Here is an 18,721-nt window from a genome sequence, read left to right on the forward strand (position 1 = left end):
GCTATCCCCTGGATTCAAAATCAATTCTGGGATCAACCAGCGTGTAGGTCACATCACTGATTAGCCCCACGATCAATGAGATCAGTGTAAAGATGAAAAGCGTGCCAAAAATCACAGGGTAGTCACGGGAAAGGATGGATTCAAAACCGAGTAAACCCAACCCATCCAGTGAGAATATGACTTCAATGAGAAATGCGCCAGTGAAAAAAATGGATACCAGTGCTGCAGGTATACCGGCAATAATGATCAACATGGCGTTACGAAAAACGTGACCATACAGCACTTGTGTTTCCGTCAAACCTTTGGCTCTCGCAGTGACCACATACTGTTTGCCTATTTCATCCAGGAAAGAGTTTTTGGTCAGCATTGTCAGTGTTGCAAAACTGCCTATGACTAATGCGGTGATGGGCAAGGCAAGGTGCCAGAAATAATCCAGGATTTTTCCGGCCAACGTCAGTTCTTCAAAATTGGGTGACGTTAAACCCCGCAGCGGAAAGACGTTAAAATAACTGCCGCCGGCAAAGACCACGATTAGAAAAATAGCGAACAGAAAAGAGGGGATTGCGTTACCTATGATAACCACGGAACTGGTCCAGATATCGAAACTCTCCCCGTGTTTTATCGCTTTACGGATGCCCAGCGGGATCGATATGAGGTACACGATCAAGGTAGACCAGAATCCCAGGGAAATGGACACCGGCATTTTTTCCTTGATCAGTTCTATGACACTTTTGTCGCGAAAAAAACTGTCACCGAAATCCAGGGTAAAGTAATTTTTCACCATGATAAGAAAGCGCTCCCAGGCCGGCTTATCAAACCCATACATCTTTTCAATTTTTTCGATTAATTCCGGATCAAGGCCCTGGGAGCCCCGGTAGTTGGAATTGCTGCCGGTATTGGTACGAACTTCGCTTTGGGCTCCACCGCCGATACGGGAGGCAGCCCCGCCCTCAATGCCCTCCAGTTGTGCAATCATTTGTTCAACCGGACCGCCGGGAGCCGCCTGAATGATAACGAAGTTCAAGGTTAGAATTCCCAACAGGGTGGGCACAATCAGCAGCAATCTGCGAATTATATACGCCAGCATAAGGACTACTGATCACTCGCTTTTGGTTGCTTGGCCCACCAGGTGTAGAATCCCACATCCCCGTAGATGGGAGCAATTGCGGGTTGCTCAAACTTATTCCAATAGGCCAGGCGGTGTTTGTTGATATGCCACTGCGGTACCACGTAATGACTCCAGAGTAGGACCCGATCCAGGGCTCGACAGGCTGCCACCAGATCGTCCCGTGTTTGCGCGCTGATGATCTCTTCTATTAAAACGTCAACCACGGGATCTTTAACTCCGATCAGATTACGGCTTCCTTTATGATCGGCAAATTTGGAAAACCAGTAGTCCCGCTGCTCATTGCCAGGTGAGTTGGACTGCCCAAAACTGCCGATGATCATGTCAAATTCGAAGTCACGAACGATGCGAATATAGTTGGTTGAATCCACGAGTCGCGCGCTGGCTTCAATACCCAGTTTTTTAAGGTTTTTGACGTAGGGCAACACAATGCGTTCGAAATCTTTACTGTAGAGCAGTATCTCAAATCGAAACGGCTGACCGCTTTCGGCATGCACCAGATCTGTTCCGCGAAAGGTCCAGCCGGCGTCTTTTAACAACTTGATGGCAGCGCGAATATTCTTGCGATTATTGCCGCTGCCATCGGTTGTGGGTGAAGAATAGACTTTTGTGAATACCGCTTCAGGGATGTCTTCGCGGTAGGGGGCGAGCAAGGCCAGCTCCGCCTCCGATGGAAGGCCGGTGGCAGCCAGCTCAGAATTGGAAAAATAACTTTCTGTGCGATTGTAGGCCCCGTAAAAAAGTTGTTTGTTGGTCCACTCAAAATCGAAGGCCAAGTCCAATGCTTTTCGTACTCGTGGATCTTTGAACAGATCACGGCGAGTATTCATGACAAACGCCTGCATTCCGGTTGGGTTCTGGTGCACTATTTCCTTTTTGATAATCTCGCCGCTCTGGAACTTGTCACCATCGTATTCAGTGGCCCAGCGTTTTGACTGATTTTCTTCGCGGTAGTCATAGCGACCGCTTTTGAACGCCTCAAGCATAACGGTTTGATCACGGTAGTAATCCACATGAAGAGTATCGAAGTTATACATACCTTTCTGTACCGGGAGATCTTTTGCCCAGTAATCGGCAACACGCTCCAGTACGATTGTCTTGCCGGTTTCGAACGATTTTATACGGTAAGGGCCACTACCCAACGGTAGGTCAAGATTGGCTTCGCCAAAGTCCCGGTTCTCCCAAAAGTGTTTGGGCAGAACTTTCAATTGCCCCAGCACCAGGGGTAGCTCACGATTTTTGCCGTCACGGGCGGTGAACTTCACACGTTGGGTATCCAGCGCTTCCACTTTTACCACGTCTGCATAATAGGCACTATAAAAGGGTGAGCCTTTTTCCACCAGGGTATTAAAGGTGAACACCACGTCTTCGGCCGTAATGGGATGGCCGTCATGGAAGCGGGCAGCCGGATTGATGTGGAATATAATCCAGGATCGATCTTCCGGATATTCAACCGATTCGGCCACCAGCCCGTAGACGGTGAACGGCTCATCCCGCGCCTGCACCATAAGGGTATCGTAGGTTAATGCCACATAAGCGCTGGCATCCCCCTTGACGATGTCCGGATTAAAGGAATCGAAAGTGCCGGCCACAGCCAGCGTGGCCGTGCCGCCTTTCGGAGCCTCGGGATTGGTATACTCGAAATGGCTAAAATCTTTGGCATACTTCATGTCACCGTGCATGGCAATGCCATGACTTGAGATGATGTCGTTGGCGAGCGACACCGTCGATAAGGCTGCCATAACGGCCATTGTGACAAGTTTTTTGAGTTCAAGCATCAATGCGCTTTCCTTAACGATTTACTGAATTTTTGGTATCACGCACCCACCAGGTCTGGAAGGCCAGTGACATATCGGCCGGGTTCCGGGGTTTGGAAAAAATATTCTTGTAAGCCAATCGATGATACCCCAGATGCCAGTGTGGTATTGAGTAGTAGTTCCATAAAAGAACTCTATCCATGGCTCTGACCGCCGCCACCAGATCTGCATGAGTGTTGGCGGAGGTGATATGCTGAATCATGGCATCCACCACGGGATCCTGGATACCCGAGAGGTTTTTTGAGCCTCTCACGTTCGCCTGGCTGCTGTGAAAATAAAGCCGTTGTTCCTGACCGGGTGAGGCCGACTGCGGTAGTACGAAAACAGTCATGTCGAAGTCGAAATCATCGAGCCTCACTTTATACTGTGCGCGGTCGACAATTCTGACCGAAGTTTCGATGCCAATTTTGGCCAGGTTTTTGGAGTACGGCAGCAATACCCGCTGAAATGAGGGGCTATTGATCAGTATCTCAAATTGAAAATGCTGACCGTTTTGGCTGTTGATCAAGCGCTGATTCTGATACTCCCAACCAGCTGACCGGAGCAACTGCATGGCTAATTTCATATTTTTACGCAGTTTGCCCGGTTCATCATACACGGGGTAGGAAAACTCTTCAGTAAACAATTCCGTCGGCAATTGTTGTCGGAAAGGCTCGAGCAGGTCCCGCTCCCTTGGGGAGGGCAGGCCGCGTGCAGCCATCACCGAATTGGGAAAATGGGTCTGATTTCGGGTGTAGGCGCCACTAAAGATATTCTTATTGGTCCATTGGAAGTCGAACATGAGGGAGAGCGCCTTGCGAACCCGCACATCCTGGAATTTGGCCCGACGCATGTTGATGAAAAATGCCTGGGTACCCGATGGAATGGAGTGGGGCAGTTCGACTTTTTGGATGGTGCCGTTCTTCACATCCGGAAAGTCATAGGCAGTAGCCCAGTTCTTGGAAACGTTCTCCATCCAAAAATCAGCCGCTCCTGATTTGAAGGCCTCGAAGGCCACCGTTCGATCCCGGTAAAAGTCGTATCGCACTTCGTCAAAATTAAACATACCCTGGTATACCGGGTGCTCTTTAGCCCAAAAATCATCGACCCGTTGCAGGGTGATGTAATTGCCCAAAACAAAATCTTTCACTGTGTAAGGACCACTCAGGGGCTGCGGGGTTCCAGACGATTCACCAAATGGGTGTTGTTTCCAGTGGGCTTCCGACATGACGGGCAATTCACCCACACGGAGCAGGTTGGAACGCTCAGAGGGCCCTTTAAAGCGGAATCGAACCCGCTGGGGCGAGAGCACCTCAACCTTCTCAACTGCTAATAGATTGTTGTGAAAGGCAGGGTGTGCCTGATCTGACGTGAGCAGCTGGTAGCTGAAGGCCACATCATTGGCGGTGATCCGGGTGCCGTTATGGAAACGGGCTTTGGGGTTGATCTGAAAGATGATCCAACTGTGGTCAGGCGGATACTCCACCCATTCACATATCAGGCAATAGGCTGTCTGGGGCTCGTCGCCGGACTCCAGGTAATAGCTGGTACCCACCATGAGGGGTTCACTGAGCTCGCTGATACCATACAGGCCGGCGAAAGAGGAGGGGCTGATTCCCTTCAGTACATAGGGGTTCAGTGTGTCAAAGCTGCCTAACGCGGGCAGTGTGATCCGGCCACCTTTGGGCGCATTGGGATTGACGTAATCAAAGTGCTGAAAACCTTGCGGGTACTTGGGTTGCCCATAGAGACTGATGGCATGGGCGACGGTAACGTCGGCGGTGGCCACGGCGGGAATGGTCACCCACAGCAGGCTGGCAAAAATGACCCACAGTGGCCTTATTTGCTTTCGGTATCTGGGCTTCATAGTGGCCATGCCAGGAGGATAAGCAACTGAATTTACAGCCATAAAGACAGATAACCTATTGGTTTTATTATGGGTTTGCAGTAGATGGTGTATAACACTCAACCTTTATAACCGGATAACACAATAACTTCAAACAAAACAAGCACATCACTGTGAATGTGACTAGACTTACAAGTACGTTGGGCCTATGGATAGTGAGTTGGGATGCTGGTGGAACAAAAAAACTCCGTTGCTGATTGGGTGGAATTTCTGGGGAAAGAGCACATGCCGGCACTGGCAGAGACCGTGCAGAAGCTGAGCAAGCTCACCACTGAAGACGACTCACGGGTGTCCCAGTTGACTGAACAGATACTCAAGGACCCCAGCCTCACCTCCCGTGTCTTGCAGATCTCGAACAGCGTTGTCTATAAGGGGCTGGGAGGGAACATCAAGACCATTACCCGGGCCATCGTCATGCTTGGGTTTACCACTATTCGCGATGTCTCGCTGTCCATGCAGATTCTGGACAACATCCTAAAGCAGAATCCCTCCGAGCATCTGATGACGCAGATCGCCAATTCGTTTCATGCGGCAATGCAGGCCAGGGGCTTGCTGCGCTCCGCAAAAACCCCGGATCAGGAAGAAATCTTCATTTCCACCTTACTGCTGCATTTCGCCGAATTATCCATGCTGTCGCGGGATGATGAAGTTAGCCGCAAGCTGAATATGCTGTTGCGTGATGCTTCTGTGACCGCCAACGATGCCGCCGTTCAGGTGCTTGGCTGCAGTTTCGATCAGATATCAATAGAGCTTGCCAGGCAATGGGAATTGGGTGATGTCCTGCTGGAAGCCCTTAACCGTCCCAAGCTACCCAGCAAGCCGGCGCAGGCTGTGTTGCTGGGCGATGAACTCAGTCAGGTGGCAATGCTTGGCTGGAACGCAGAACCGGTGAAAAACGTCATCAAGAAGATCGCTAAATACCGCAATATCAGCTTCAAGGATGCCCTGGAAGAAGTAAAGCAGATGGCGGATATGGCCCAGGATCTGGCGGTACATTATGGGGCATCCAAGGTACGGCACCTGATACCCAACTCGGAAACCACCTCGGATCCACATAAGAGCAGCTCCGTGGTGGTGCCCCTGCGCAGTGAAAAAAGCCGTGTGCGTGAAACCTCACAACCGCAAGCTAACATGGCTGCCTCAGCGGAATCCAATGGCGCCGATGCAGCTGGCGAAGAAGGGCTGGAAGATCTTATCGAGATGGCACTCACCGGCACACGACAACCGGAACCACAACCTGTGCTGGACCGGGACGATACGGAAACCAAGCTTCAGGTGGGCGTCCAGGATGTGCATTTGCAGATGAACATCATGCAGCAGCTGAATAAGCTCATTGCCGATAAGAAGGTGGACGTAAACCAGATGTTGAGCCTGGTGATGGGTGGAATGTGCGATGCCCTTGGCCTGGAGCGGGTGGTGATGTCCCTGGTTTCGAAAGATAGAAAGACACTGGTGCCCAAATTTTTCAAAGGCGAGGTTGAACTGGAGTTCAAGTCACGCATGAAGATTGGTTTGATGGAAGAAAACGCCTTTTCCAACGCCATTCGACAGTCCCAGCAGTTCTGGATGGGGTCCCGCCTGATGGCCGGCCGCGCCTATCTCCATACCGAGGCGTTACAAGAGGCACTGGGGTGGCAAGAATATTTTGTTGCGCCCATTATCGTTTCCCGACGCCCCATCGGTGTGTTCTATGGCGATTGTGCAAATTCGAAGACGCCGCTAAACGACCAGCAATATGCCGGCTTCACAATGTTGTCGCAGCAAGCGGGGCTGGCTCTCACGGCCAATCAGGGCTGACGGCTCAGGGAGCGTTTGCCACATCCACATACAGGGTGAGCATATCCCCCGGCTGCAGATATTTTTTAATATCAATATCATTCCAGCGTTTTAGTTGCCCCAGGGACACATTGAACCGGTTGGCGATGCCGGCGTAGGAATCGCCGCTGCGGGCCCGGTAACGAATCTTCCGCATGCGCTGCCCTTGCATGCCCGATGTTGCCAGTTGGGGCTTGGCAGACCAGATCACCAGCGTTTTTCCGGTGGACAGTGTGTCAGTAGGCGCCATCCCGTTCCACTTTGCCAGGGTGCGGTGGTGAATATTATATTGCCTGGAAATAGACCAGAACGTTTCACCGGGTTTCACCTTGTGGAGTGTCTTTTGTTTACCTTCTACCAGGCGGTTTTGCTTGGCTTCCAGGCGCTGGTCGGCACTCAGGCTGTAGTGGTCCAGCGGTTCGGAAGATTGCGGAATCAATAACGTTTTACCCGCCCGGATCGTGTTGGATTTAAGATGATTGACCTGCTTTAGTAGTTGCGGCGTGATGTTGTGCTTTTTTGAAATCGACAAAATCGAATCGCCGGATTGAATTGTGTATCGGGCCCAGGCCACCCGTTTTTCCGGCGGCAGTTTGTTCAGCTCCGCACGCATGGCGTCTGCATTTCCAACCGGTACCAGCAGTCGATGGGGCCCGGCGGGATCCGTCGCCCAGCGATTAAAAGCGGGATTCAGACGATACAACTCCTCCATGGTAATACCGGCCATGCCGGCCGCCATCGCCAGATCCAGTTGCCCGCCGATGTCGATGGCTTCAAAGAAAGGCTGATAGGGATAATCAATCAGGGTCAGGCCATACTTTTCCGGCTCAGCAAACAGCTGCGAAATAGCAATCAATTTGGGCACATAGGCACGGGTTTCCCTGGGTAGATCCAGTGACCAGAAATCCGTGGGTTTGCCTTTGCTTTTATTGCGGCGAATGGCATTGCGCACTGTGCCCGCGCCGGAATTGTAGGAAGCCAATGCCAGCATCCAGTCACCATCAAACTGGCGGTTCAGGGATTCCAGGTAATCCATGGCCGCGTTGGTGGCGGCGACGATGTCGCGGCGACCTTCATACCACCAGGTCTGGTTGAGTCCAAAGGCGCGTCCGGTGCCGGGAATGAATTGCCAGATACCCGCCGCCCGGCCATGGGAATAAGCGAACGGATCGTAGGCACTCTCCACCACGGGCAACAACGCCAGTTCACTGGGCAGGCCGCGCTTTATGGATTCCTCGATAATGTAGTAAAGATAGGGTTCGGCACGCCGGGTGACCCGGTCAATATAGGATTGGTGTTTGGCGTACCAGTCCCGTTGTGCTTTGATCCTGGGATTGTCCTCTGAAAGATCCAGTATGGTATGTTTGCGATAGATCTCCCACACCGATGGCAGCGAACTTGCCAGGTCGCCATCGGTGGCGGGGTCAGGCACCTGGTCGAACACGCCGGGTATAAAATAATCAGGTCCGCTGTAGTCGGCGGTGGGATCGCTGCTCATCAGGGGCAGATCTTCTGCCATTGGCGATGGATCAGCGCTGTAAGTCACGATTTCTGGTTGCCGGGTGCTGTTCAGGGAACAGGCACATAGCGTTAGAAGAAGACTACCGGTCATAACCAGTCTGGGGCGGAACAACGTAAACAAATTCAATACTTCAATCCTACTTTGACTACTCTCGCAGCGGAATCCAGGGTTATGAGCGCCCTTTTTACAATGTGATACTAAAACGGTGGTACCAAACAATGTGGTGCTAATCAGAAATTATCTTTCCAGTGGCGAAGTGTAGCAAAGCTCTCTACTTCGGTGGCCGGACGTTCACCGCATTTTTGCTGCAAACTTTCCAGTACCGTTGACTGCGTCACCCTTAAAAAGGGATTCACTGCCTGCTCCAGGCCAATGCTGGAGGGTAAGCTGGGCAAATTTTGATCACGCAAGGCCGCCACCTGGGCGATTCTTTCCTGTATTGCGGCGTTTTGCGGCTCAACGGCCTGGGCGAAGGCCAGGTTGGCGGTGGTATATTCGTGGGTGCAGCACACCAGCGTTTCAACAGGCAACACGGAGAGCGCCTGTAATGACTGATGCATTTGCTGGGGAGTCCCCTCAAAGAGGCGGCCACAGCCAGAGGAAAACAGGGTATCACCGCAGAACAACAGTGGCCCCAAAGGCGTGGTTTCAGCGTAGTAAGCGATGTGGCCCAGGGTATGCCCGGGCACCTCAAGAACCCGAAACACCAGGCCCCAATCCAGGTTCACCTGATCGCCTTCGGCCAATGGTTGGGAACAGCACGGAATATCCTCGCGGGCAGGGCCCCAAACGGGGATACCGGGAAACACCTGTAACAAAGCCTCGATACCGGATACATGATCCCAGTGATGATGGGTAATCAAAATACCCCGTAAGGTAAGGGCACGGTCATTCAGGTAATCCAACACCGGGTCGGCCTGGCCCGGGTCCACCACATACGCCGATTGATTATCGTGTAAACACCATATGTAGTTGTCGGTAAACGCAGGTACAGGATGAAGATTCAGCATGGAATATGATAACCTGATCGAGATTATTGTGATGAGCACTATTGGACACGCCCGCTTACCATGAGTTTACCCAGACTGTTCAAACCCTTTCAACAAGTGCATGGTGCATCCGTGCATCCATTGTTGAGTGCCTGGTTTAAAACCGAATTAGGTCAGGAGCTGCTGCAGCAGGAGAGGGACATCCTGGACCGGGTGCTACCCTCCTTGTTTGGGTATCATCTGGTGCAGACCGGCATCGGTGAACCCCAGTGGCTCGCCGAGGCCTCAACCATCCACAACAAGCTGTTCGTCTGTGACCAGCCACAGCACTCCAGTCGCTACCATTGTGTGTGCAGCCATCTTGACGATCTGGCCTTGGCCACAGAGAGTATCGATGTGGCCATCCTGCATCACAGCCTGGATTTCAGCAGCGCTCCCCATCGTGCCTTACGGGAAATTTCCCGTGCCGTCATCCCCGGTGGCAAGATTGTCATCGTGGGGTTCAATCCCTGGAGTCTTTGGGGGTTGGGGCGTTTTATACTGATGCAGTCCGCCGGCATGCCCTGGAGCGGAAATTTCTTGAGTCCTTATCGTTTATCGGATTGGCTCAAGCTTCTGGATTTTCAGGTGGAGGGGTATGAAAGTACCGCCTTCGGCCTGCCCACCGCAAACCGGCGCACCCGCAATTTATTTAACTGGTTGTCGTACCTTGGCCAACGCATCTGGCAACAACGGGGTGGTGTTTACGTGATGGTGGCGGTCAAGCAGGTTTCCACCCTGACGCCCATCAAGCCCCGCTTCAAAACAGTAAAAGAAACATTGGTTAATATTCCCATCACTGGGATCGCCAAACCCTCAACCCGCAAACCGTTTAGTCCCGGAGGCGGTTCGGAGTCATAATGGATTTTGTTGAAATTTTCACCGATGGTGCCTGTAAGGGAAACCCGGGGCCAGGCGGCTGGGGTGTACTGCTGCGCTATAATGGCCACGAAAAACCGCTCAAGGGTGCGGAACCGGATACCACCAATAACCGCATGGAACTGACGGCCGCAGTGATGGCGCTGCAAAGCCTTAAGCGCCCCTGTAAGGTAAGCCTGACCACGGATTCCCAATACGTACGCAAAGGAATTACGGAGTGGATTCACGGCTGGAAAAAGAAAGGCTGGAAAAATGCCGCCAAGAAACCGGTCAAAAATGCCGACCTGTGGCAGGCGCTGGATAAGGCCAGTGAAGCCCATGAGGTGGAGTGGCATTGGGTAAAAGGGCACAGCGGCCACCGTGAAAACGAAATTGTGGACCAACTGGCCAACGATGCCATAGATGAGATGTTAGGGCGATGACATGAGACAGATTGTACTGGACACAGAAACCACCGGCCTGGAACCTGCAGAAGGGCACCGCATCATCGAAATAGGCTGTGTGGAAATGGTGAACCGCCGTCTTACGGGAAACAATTTTCATCGTTACCTGCAGCCGGACCGGGAAATTGATGACGGGGCCATTGAGGTACATGGCATTACCAACGAATTCCTGGCGGATAAACCCCGTTTCAAGGACATCGCCCGGGAGTTTCTTGACTACATCAAAGGGGCGCAATTGGTCATTCACAACGCCGCGTTCGACGTGGGCTTTATGGATCACGAATTTGGTCTGCTGAAGGCCGGTTTCGGCAAGACAGAAGACCACTGCACCGTGCTTGATACCTTGTTGATGGCCAGAAAGATGCACCCGGGGCAACGCAACAGTCTGGACGCCCTCTGTAAACGCTACGAAATCGATAATTCCCACCGGGATCTTCACGGGGCATTGCTCGATGCTGAGATCCTGGCGTACGTCTACCTGGGCATGACCGGCGGCCAGACCAACCTGGTGTTATCCACTGGGGAAGACGGCGAAGAGGGGGGCATTACCGGAGCCGCCATCAAGCGCCTTGCCGGTGAACGACCCAGATTACGGGTACTGGCGGCCACCTCTGAGGAATTGGCGCTGCACAATGAGCGTCTTGCCAGTATCGATAAGAGCTCAGGCGGTAACTGTATCTGGCTTAAGCAATAACAAAATTCCGGTTCTGTGCAGTGGTTCCACTGTTTATCTTGTCGAGGTTTGAATTAAAAGATACAGTTTAACAATAGGTTAGGGCTGATTTCTCGTTTTAAAGCTAATGTGTACCCGTAACCTGCGGTGGGGGCTGTAGTTATCTCGTTGAAGTAAAACGGGAAAAAGAATCTATAATGATTAAACGCCCTGGATAAACATTTTTAGGTTAGGTTGAGCCGTAAACAGGCTTGACCACAATATCCGCATCCATAGAACAAGAACGGTGTCAGCATGCTAACAATTGAAGGTTCTGCTTCTCTCAATCTGGTTAAAGAGCAAATCGATGAGTCGCTCTCGATTGCAGAATCCAATCTGGAGCAATTTGTCGAAGAGCCGGAAAACGAAGCCCGCCTGAAGGCCGCCATCGAGCAATTCGCTCTGATCAAGGGGGTTTTCAAACTGATCAACCTGCCCGGTGCCTCCCTGTTGTCCGAAGAACTGGAGCAACTGGGCCACAAGATTCTTGCCCATCACGATAAAAACAACGAGAAAGAGCTTGCCGCCATCAGTAATGCGATCATGGTGCTGATCCATTACCTCGAGTACGTGGAGGTGAAGAAACAGGCTTTGCCGGTGCTGCTGATACCCACCATCAACGAAGTGCGGTTTTTCCTCAACCGCTCATTGATCACCGAGAGCGTGTTTTTCGATTTGGGTGAGAATAACCCCCCCAGGCCGCCGAAACCGGATGCGGCTACTCCGGATATCGCGCAGCTGCAGGCGTCCGGCCGCAGGTTGCGGCACATGTATCAAGTGGGTTTACTGGGCATTCTGCGCAATGAGAGCATCTCCGCAAACGCTAAGATGATGTCCAGAGCAGTGTCGCGCATTGATGCGCTGTGCGGCAACACACCCATTTCCAAGCTGTGGTGGTTAACACAGGCTGTGCTGGAAGCCATTGGACAGGAAGCGGTGGAGTTAAACACGGCGCGTAAATCCTTGCTCGGCATGGTGGACCGCCAGATAAAAAATGTGGTGCATTTGGGGGAAGGCGCCCTCAATAAGGAACCTGCCAAACCCACCGTGCAAGAGTGTGTCTACATCGCCTCGCTGGCGGGCCCGGTGGGTGAGAACCTAAAACAGGTCACCGAGTTGTTCAAACTGGAGACCGGTGGTTTGACCGATGCCAGTTTGCGGCATGAGCGCGAAATTTTACGTGGCCCCGGCGGTACAGTGATTCGCTCGGTAGCAGAAGCCCTTGCCGAAGAACTCAACCACATTAAGGATGCGCTGGATCTCGGGGCCCGCGGGGCCTCCGGTGACGACGAAGGGTTTGATGGTATCGCCGATTCCATGCGCAAGGTTGCCAATACCCTGATCATGCTTGGGTTGAGTAAAGCCGCAGGCCTGTTCAAAGAAAAGTCCGATGTGGTTCGTAACTGGTCGGCAGAAGACATCGATCCGGAGTCGGAAGAATTCAATACCGTTGCAGATGCGTTGCTGTACGTTGAAAACAGCATTGCCACCTTATCACCCCGGCGTGGCCCCGACAGCAACCTCTACAGCAGTAAGGCCGAAGAGGCTATACACGACGGGATTTCAGTTACCCAGCTGGATGACGCCCGGCGGGTAGTGGTTGGCGAGGCTCGAGCAGGATTGTCCCTGGCAAAACGGGCGATCACGTCCTTTATGGATTCCAACTGGGATGGCATGCATCTCAATAATGTACCGGTGACACTCAAATCAGTCTGGGGCGGCCTGGTCTTCCTGCAATTGCAACGGGCGGCAGCGGTGGTTAATTCCTGTGAGGCGTTTATTGAGAACAAGCTCATAAAAGATCGCTCGGAAACCCCCACGCCGGCGTTAATGGAAACCCTGGCGGATGCCATCACCAGTGTGGATTACTATCTGGAAGGCATGGAAGACGATAAACCCATTGGCGAAGGCATAATGGATGTGGCGGAAGAAAGCATGCAGGAGCTTGGTTTTCCGGTAAAAGCCGCATAACGGTAGGTGATGATGGAATTTATTCCCGGGGTAATAGCACCCGAAGATGTGCAAGGTGACCCAATCTGGTTTGCCTTTTATCAGGGCAAACTGTTGATGGTTCAGGACCAGCATGGTTTGAGTGTACCGCAGATTGACAAGTTTGACCTGTTGGGGCTGGCACACGATGAGCCCCATTACCTGGGAGAATGGCAGACAACCCATTGTTTTGCTGTCGCCCTTCGAGAAGAAGCCCCCCTGCCACCTCATTTTGTCCTGCACGATTTACGTCGAGTGGCCATGATGATCGATCCCAACCTGTTTACCATCGCCGGTAAGGCGCGGCAGGTGCTGGAATGGGATAGAAACCATCAGTATTGCGGACGCTGCGGTACCCGGACCCTGGCCCATGATCGTGATCGCGCCAAACAGTGTCCGCAATGCGGTCATACGCAGTATCCCCGCATATCCCCTTGTATCATCGTATTGGTGACTAAAGGCGATGAAGTGTTACTGGCCCGGTCCTCCGGTTTTCCCCCTGGAATGTTCTCCACGCTTGCCGGATTTGTGGAGCCGGGTGAAACCCTGGAGATGGCCATACACCGGGAAATTGCCGAAGAGGTTGGTGTAAAGGTGACAAATTTGGAATATATGGGTAGCCAACCCTGGCCATTTCCCCATTCACTGATGATCGGTTTCCATGCTGAGTATGCCGGTGGGGAACTCGTGCTCGAGGATGACGAAATCGAAGAAGCGGGTTGGTGGAGTATCAATCAGCTGCCCATGATTCCGCCACGGGGGTCAATATCACATGAACTGATTGCCACCTATGTGAAGAAAATGTCCAGCCAAGGCTTTAACTAACGGAATCTAATCATGCAATATCAGTGGATCACCGCCCCATTTGCGATCGTTGGCCTGATTTTTCTGGCTATTGCGTTATTCATGCTGTTACGCCGAGATTGGTTCTTAGGCTGGATCAAGGGGACGGTCGGCTTCATATTCTTGATTCTGGCCATCTTCATGGGCCTCACCGCTTTGAACGTCAATGCCTATCGACCTGTGGATAAAGAGGTTACTGTCGCCACCATCAGCTTTGACAAACTAGACAACCAGGTATACAAAGCCAATGTGGTTATGTCCGCCAGCGGCTCTGAAATACCGTTCGAAATTTCCGGTGATTTGTGGCAGGTGGATGCGCGGGTGATCAAATGGAAAGGCCTTCTGGCCAGCCTCGGTGGTCGGCCCGGATACAAGCTGGATCGCATCCAGGGCCGCTATTTCACCCTGGAGGATGAGCGCACCAAGCCGCGCAGTGTCTACGCCCTCAGTAATCCGGATGTCGGATTCGATCTTTGGTCCGCTATTGACCGCCTATCCCGCCATATTCACTGGTTCGATGCAGAGTATGGCAGTGCCACCTTTTTACCCATGGCCGATGGCGCCTTGTTTTCAATCCAACTGACCTCCAATGGGCTGATTGCACGCCCGGAGAATGATCGGGCGATCATCGCCATTCGCGAATGGGAATAGGTGGGATTCCCAACCCCTTTGGGGTATCTTAGGGCCTCGTATAATAATCAGGATTAATAAAACACCCGAGGTTCATCTGTGATCGAATTTTTGTCCGACTATGGCCTGTTCCTGGCCAAAGCCGTCACCATTGTTATTGCCATTCTCATGATCATCGCCGTGGCAGCAGCCACCGCTCAATCCCGACAACGCAGGGATCATAAAGGCGAAATCCAGGTCACGCCCCTTAACGATTTCTTCGAAGACCTGCGCGATGCGCTGCGCCACAATATCCTGGATAAAGATGAATTGAAGGACATTGAGAAGGCCCGCAAGAAAGAGGAGAAAGCCAAGAAAAAGCATAAAGAAGAAGCGCGCCGCAAACGTGTCTTCGTGCTTGATTTTGATGGCGATGTAAAGGCCTCGGGAGTGGAGGAATTCGCCAACGAAGTTACTGCCGTGCTGACCATGGCAGAAAAACAGGACGAAGTGGTTCTGCGCTTGGAAAGCCCCGGTGGCCAGGTACATTCCTATGGCTTGGCATCCTCCCAACTGGAGCGTATACGACAAAAGGAAATCCCGTTAACGGTGTGCGTGGACAAAGTTGCTGCCAGCGGTGGCTACATGATGGCCTGTACCGCCAATAAGATTATTGCCGCCCCCTTTGCCATTCTTGGCTCCATCGGTGTGGTTGCAGAGCTGCCCAATTTTAACCGGATTCTTAAGAAATACGATGTGGATTATGACATCTACACTGCTGGCGATTTCAAGCGCACGGTGACCATGCTGGGTGAAAACACCGAAGAAGGCAAAAAGAAATTTGTAGAGGAAATTGAGGAAACACATGTTCTCTTCAAGGATTTAATCAAACGCAATCGACCCGCATTGGACGTGGACGCCGTTGCCACCGGGGAGCACTGGTATGGCCAGCAATGTGTGGATCTGGGCTTGATCGACGTTATCCAGACCAGTGACGATTATTTGTATGACGCCAGTCAGAGCAGCGATATTTTCGAAGTATCATACGAAGTGAAAAAGTCCATGGCCGATCGGCTTGGCTTTGCTATGGAAGGCGCGCTGACCCGCTCCGTCACCAGACTGATGGGTATACTGCAATCACGCGGCAAGCACCTCGTTTAAGGAGACCACCATGACGGATACTTTCAAGGCATTTCTGGTAAGCGAAACGGACGGCAGGTTCGAACCGTCCATCGTCGACCGTACCCTGGATGATTTACCACCCGGAGATGTGGTGATCAACGTAGAGTATTCGTCACTGAACTATAAAGATGCGTTATCCGCATCGGGAAACAAAGGGGTAACCCGTAACTACCCCCATACGCCGGGCATCGATGCTGCGGGCAGCGTTGAGTCTTCCATTGATCCCCGATTGCAGCCGGGTGACCCTGTGATCGTGATGGGGTATGACCTGGGTATGAACACCGCCGGGGGATTTGCCGGCAAGATCCGTGTGCCATCGGATTGGGTGATCCGCCGCCCCAAGAGTTTATCGGCCGAGGATGCCATGGTGTTTGGCACCGCCGGCTTTACCGCAGCCATGTGTGTGGACACGCTGCTGCAGGTGGGCATTGCCCCGGAACAGGGCCCGGTACTGGTGACCGGCGCAACCGGTGGGGTTGGCATTGTTGCCGTTTGGTTACTGCGCAATATGGGGTTCGACGTTGTTGCCAGCACCGGAAAGTCCGATCAGGAGGCTCTGTTGAAAGCGGTGGGTGCAACCAGTGTTATCTCACGTGAGGCCTTACTGGAAAACGCCGCTCGCCCCATGAACAAACCGCAGTGGGCGGCGGTGGTGGACACGGTGGGTGGCGCGGTCCTCAGTAACGTCATCAAGTCGGTTCAGTATGGTGGCAGTGTGGCCTGCTGTGGCATGGTGGGAGGCAACGACATCAATACCAGCGTGTTTCCCTTTATCTTAAGAGGGGTCAATCTACTGGGTGTTGACTCAGTGGAGCTGCCACTGGATGTTAAGCAGGATATTTGGAACATGATTGGAAAACAATGGATGTTCCCGGACTTTGCCACGTTCAAGGCCGATACAACCCGGCAGATTACCCTGCCACAATTACCTGAGGCCATTGCTCAAGTATTAAAGGGACAGCATTTGGGCCGATATGTGGTCAAAGTAGACTAGCCTGACGACAAACGCAAATTATTTGCATTTGTATTCTATTTGCTCTTTAATTCAGCCCTTCATTCATTAATCTGTAACATAGCTGAGGGGCTAGCTAATGGCTAAGAATCTAATAACAGCAGCGGTTGCGCTTGGGGCGGGAATCACCAGTGCCGGGGCCGTCGCCAACCAGGAAGAAATCGACTTATTAAAGCGTCAACTGCAGGAGCAGCAGGCGCAGCTGGATGCACTAACCAGCGCCATGGAAAGCAACGCCAATCTGGGGCACGGCTGGTGGGCTGACACCAGTTTCGGTGGTTATGCTGAGGTGCACTACAACAATATCGACAGCGAATCTGCAGCCAAGGACAATGTGGAGCTGGATCTGCACCGGTTTGTACTGTTTTTCGGCCATCGGTTTAGCGACAAAGTGCGGTTCTTCTCCGAGCTGGAAGTGGAACACAACGTGGCCGGTGAAGGTAAAAACGGCGAAGTTGAAATAGAACAGGCCTTTATCGAGTATGACTACGCCGCCAATCACTCAGCCAAGGCCGGTGTCTTTCTGGTTCCTGTGGGCATCCTCAATGAAACCCATGAGCCTGACACGTTTTACGGTGTGGAGCGCAATAATGTTGAAAAGAACATTATTCCAACCACCTGGTGGGAAGGTGGTGTGATGGGCTCCGGTGAAGTGGCCGCTGGTGTCAGCTATGATGTGGCGGTGAGTTCAGGTCTGTATCTGGATATCGACGGTGGTAAGTTTAAGGTCCGCGATGGCCGCCAGAAAACCAGTGAAGCCAATGCGACTGATCTGGCTTATACCGCCCGCCTGGTGTGGAATGGCATACCCGGGGTACAGGCAGGCTTTACCGTGCAGCAGCAACAGGATCTGATGCAGGGCGATGTGGTTGGCGTTGTTCAGGACCTTGACGCGCTTTTGCTTGAGACGCACGTTGATCTGCAAAAGGGCCCCGTGGGTCTGAGAGCGCTGTATGCGACCTGGGATATCGACAGTGCCATTGATGACGTGGCAGCCGGATCCAGCGAGCAAACCGGTTGGTATATCGAGCCGTCCTATAAGCTGACCAGCAAGCTGGGTATCTTTGCCCGTTACAGCGAATGGGATAATCAGGCCGCCGACAGCAGCATCGAGTCTGATTACGATCAGATTGATGCCGGTATTAACTATTGGCTGGTTGAAACCGTGGCCTTGAAAGCTGACTTTCAAAAAACCAATGAACCTAATGACACCAAAAAAGGTTTCAATCTGGGCATTGGCTGGAGCTTCTGATTTTCTTACCGTGTCCAATATTGTTTAATCACCTGCAAACCCCAGCTGGAGACACCAGCCGGGGTTTGTTTGTAGTAAAAGATATGAAACGATTCGTATACCTGTTCCTGTTTCTGATTCCCTTGCCTGCGTATTCCGATCAAGTGTACTTGTCGCAAGCGCAATTCCTTGCGCTCGCGTTTCCTGACGCTGAGCCAAACAACCATGTCATTTGGTTTACCGGTGAACGCAAGGAAGTGGGCACAAAATTGCTGGACCATCCACCCTCCGGGCTCCGCACCCGTTATTGGCAAGCAGGGCAGCGAACCGCCTGGATAATGGATGAAATTGGTAAAGAGCATCCGATTACCATCGGAGTGGTCATAGAAGGTGACCGCATTAAGATGGTGGAGATTCTGGTTTACCGGGAATCCCGGGGGGGAGAGGTGCGGCATGATTTCTTTAAACGGCAATTCCAGGATGCCCATCTGGATCAATATGAATTGAGCCGGAATATTGATAGCATCAGCGGAGCAACACTATCGGTCAACGCGGTCACCGCGGTGGCTCGATGGGCTCTGTATCTTCACCAACAATTGGCATTATGAAGCGCGCTACAATCATTCGA

At 52.3% G+C, this 18,721-nt stretch carries 16 protein-coding genes; 11 read left to right on the forward strand and 5 right to left on the reverse strand.

Going from position 1 to position 18,721, the window contains the following annotated elements; all coding sequences use genetic code 11:
* Position 1: 1 nt before the first annotated feature.
* Genes D9N13_RS18240 through D9N13_RS18250 form a run of 3 tightly spaced genes read right to left on the reverse strand, consistent with a single transcriptional unit; the run spans position 2 to position 4,789 of the window.
* Positions 2-1,087, reverse strand: a complete 1,086-nt coding sequence (locus D9N13_RS18240) for a microcin C ABC transporter permease YejB (protein ID WP_290592954.1) — start codon at positions 1,085-1,087, stop codon at positions 2-4.
* Between the two features lie 5 nt (positions 1,088-1,092).
* Positions 1,093-2,904 carry an extracellular solute-binding protein gene (locus D9N13_RS18245; protein WP_290592956.1) on the reverse strand — a complete coding sequence of 604 codons (1,812 nt, stop codon included), beginning with the start codon at positions 2,902-2,904 and terminating at the stop codon, positions 1,093-1,095.
* Between the two features lie 13 nt (positions 2,905-2,917).
* Positions 2,918-4,789, reverse strand: a complete 1,872-nt coding sequence (locus D9N13_RS18250; RefSeq protein ID WP_290592958.1) for an extracellular solute-binding protein — start codon at positions 4,787-4,789, stop codon at positions 2,918-2,920.
* Positions 4,790-4,993: 204 nt separating this feature from the next.
* On the opposite strand from D9N13_RS18250, the gene D9N13_RS18255 reads away from it, so the two are divergent.
* Positions 4,994-6,625: an HDOD domain-containing protein gene (locus D9N13_RS18255; protein ID WP_290592960.1), complete on the forward strand. Its 1,632-nt coding sequence runs from the start codon at positions 4,994-4,996 to the stop codon at positions 6,623-6,625.
* A gap of 4 nt (positions 6,626-6,629) precedes the next feature.
* Here the strand turns inward: D9N13_RS18255 and D9N13_RS18260 are convergent, their stop codons facing one another.
* Both D9N13_RS18260 and gloB read right to left on the reverse strand, forming a co-directional pair.
* The gene (locus tag D9N13_RS18260) at positions 6,630-8,189 is read right to left on the reverse strand and encodes a LysM peptidoglycan-binding domain-containing protein (RefSeq protein ID WP_290592962.1); all 1,560 of its coding nucleotides are present in this window, start codon (positions 8,187-8,189) and stop codon (positions 6,630-6,632) included.
* Between the two features lie 206 nt (positions 8,190-8,395).
* Positions 8,396-9,175, reverse strand: coding sequence for a hydroxyacylglutathione hydrolase (gene gloB / locus D9N13_RS18265; RefSeq protein ID WP_290592964.1), 780 nt, complete (start codon positions 9,173-9,175; stop codon positions 8,396-8,398).
* Positions 9,176-9,235: 60 nt separating this feature from the next.
* Here gloB and D9N13_RS18270 point away from each other — a divergent pair, with 60 nt between their 5' ends.
* The 10 genes from D9N13_RS18270 (at position 9,236) to D9N13_RS18315 (ending at position 18,701) form a co-directional block, all read left to right on the forward strand.
* A complete protein-coding gene (locus tag D9N13_RS18270) occupies positions 9,236-10,054 on the forward strand; it encodes a class I SAM-dependent methyltransferase (protein WP_290592965.1) in 819 nt (272 codons plus the stop codon).
* Positions 10,051-10,494, forward strand: coding sequence for a ribonuclease HI (rnhA, locus tag D9N13_RS18275; RefSeq protein WP_317622534.1), 444 nt, complete (start codon positions 10,051-10,053; stop codon positions 10,492-10,494). The genes D9N13_RS18270 and rnhA overlap by 4 nt, the downstream gene beginning before the upstream one ends.
* A gap of 1 nt (position 10,495) precedes the next feature.
* Complete coding sequence (gene dnaQ / locus D9N13_RS18280; RefSeq protein ID WP_290592969.1) at positions 10,496-11,209, forward strand: DNA polymerase III subunit epsilon; 714 nt, start codon at positions 10,496-10,498, stop codon at positions 11,207-11,209.
* 273 nt (positions 11,210-11,482) lie between these two features.
* Positions 11,483-13,198, forward strand: a complete 1,716-nt coding sequence (locus D9N13_RS18285; protein WP_290592971.1) for a hypothetical protein — start codon at positions 11,483-11,485, stop codon at positions 13,196-13,198.
* A gap of 9 nt (positions 13,199-13,207) precedes the next feature.
* Entirely contained in the window at positions 13,208-14,041 is an 834-nt protein-coding gene (nudC, locus tag D9N13_RS18290; protein ID WP_290592973.1) for an NAD(+) diphosphatase, read from the forward strand.
* 12 nt (positions 14,042-14,053) lie between these two features.
* Complete coding sequence (locus D9N13_RS18295) at positions 14,054-14,710, forward strand: phage holin family protein (RefSeq protein WP_290592975.1); 657 nt, start codon at positions 14,054-14,056, stop codon at positions 14,708-14,710.
* 81 nt (positions 14,711-14,791) lie between these two features.
* A complete protein-coding gene (gene sohB, locus D9N13_RS18300) occupies positions 14,792-15,829 on the forward strand; it encodes a protease SohB (protein WP_290593119.1) in 1,038 nt (345 codons plus the stop codon).
* Between the two features lie 10 nt (positions 15,830-15,839).
* Positions 15,840-16,844, forward strand: coding sequence for a YhdH/YhfP family quinone oxidoreductase (locus D9N13_RS18305; RefSeq protein ID WP_290592977.1), 1,005 nt, complete (start codon positions 15,840-15,842; stop codon positions 16,842-16,844).
* A gap of 97 nt (positions 16,845-16,941) precedes the next feature.
* A complete protein-coding gene (locus tag D9N13_RS18310; protein ID WP_290592979.1) occupies positions 16,942-18,114 on the forward strand; it encodes a porin in 1,173 nt (390 codons plus the stop codon).
* Positions 18,115-18,197: 83 nt separating this feature from the next.
* Positions 18,198-18,701, forward strand: coding sequence for an FMN-binding protein (locus D9N13_RS18315; RefSeq protein ID WP_290592981.1), 504 nt, complete (start codon positions 18,198-18,200; stop codon positions 18,699-18,701).
* Positions 18,702-18,721 lie beyond the last annotated feature (20 nt).

It is taken from the genome of Ketobacter sp. GenoA1 (assembly GCF_003671475.1).
Lineage (GTDB): Bacteria > Pseudomonadota > Gammaproteobacteria > Pseudomonadales > Ketobacteraceae > Ketobacter.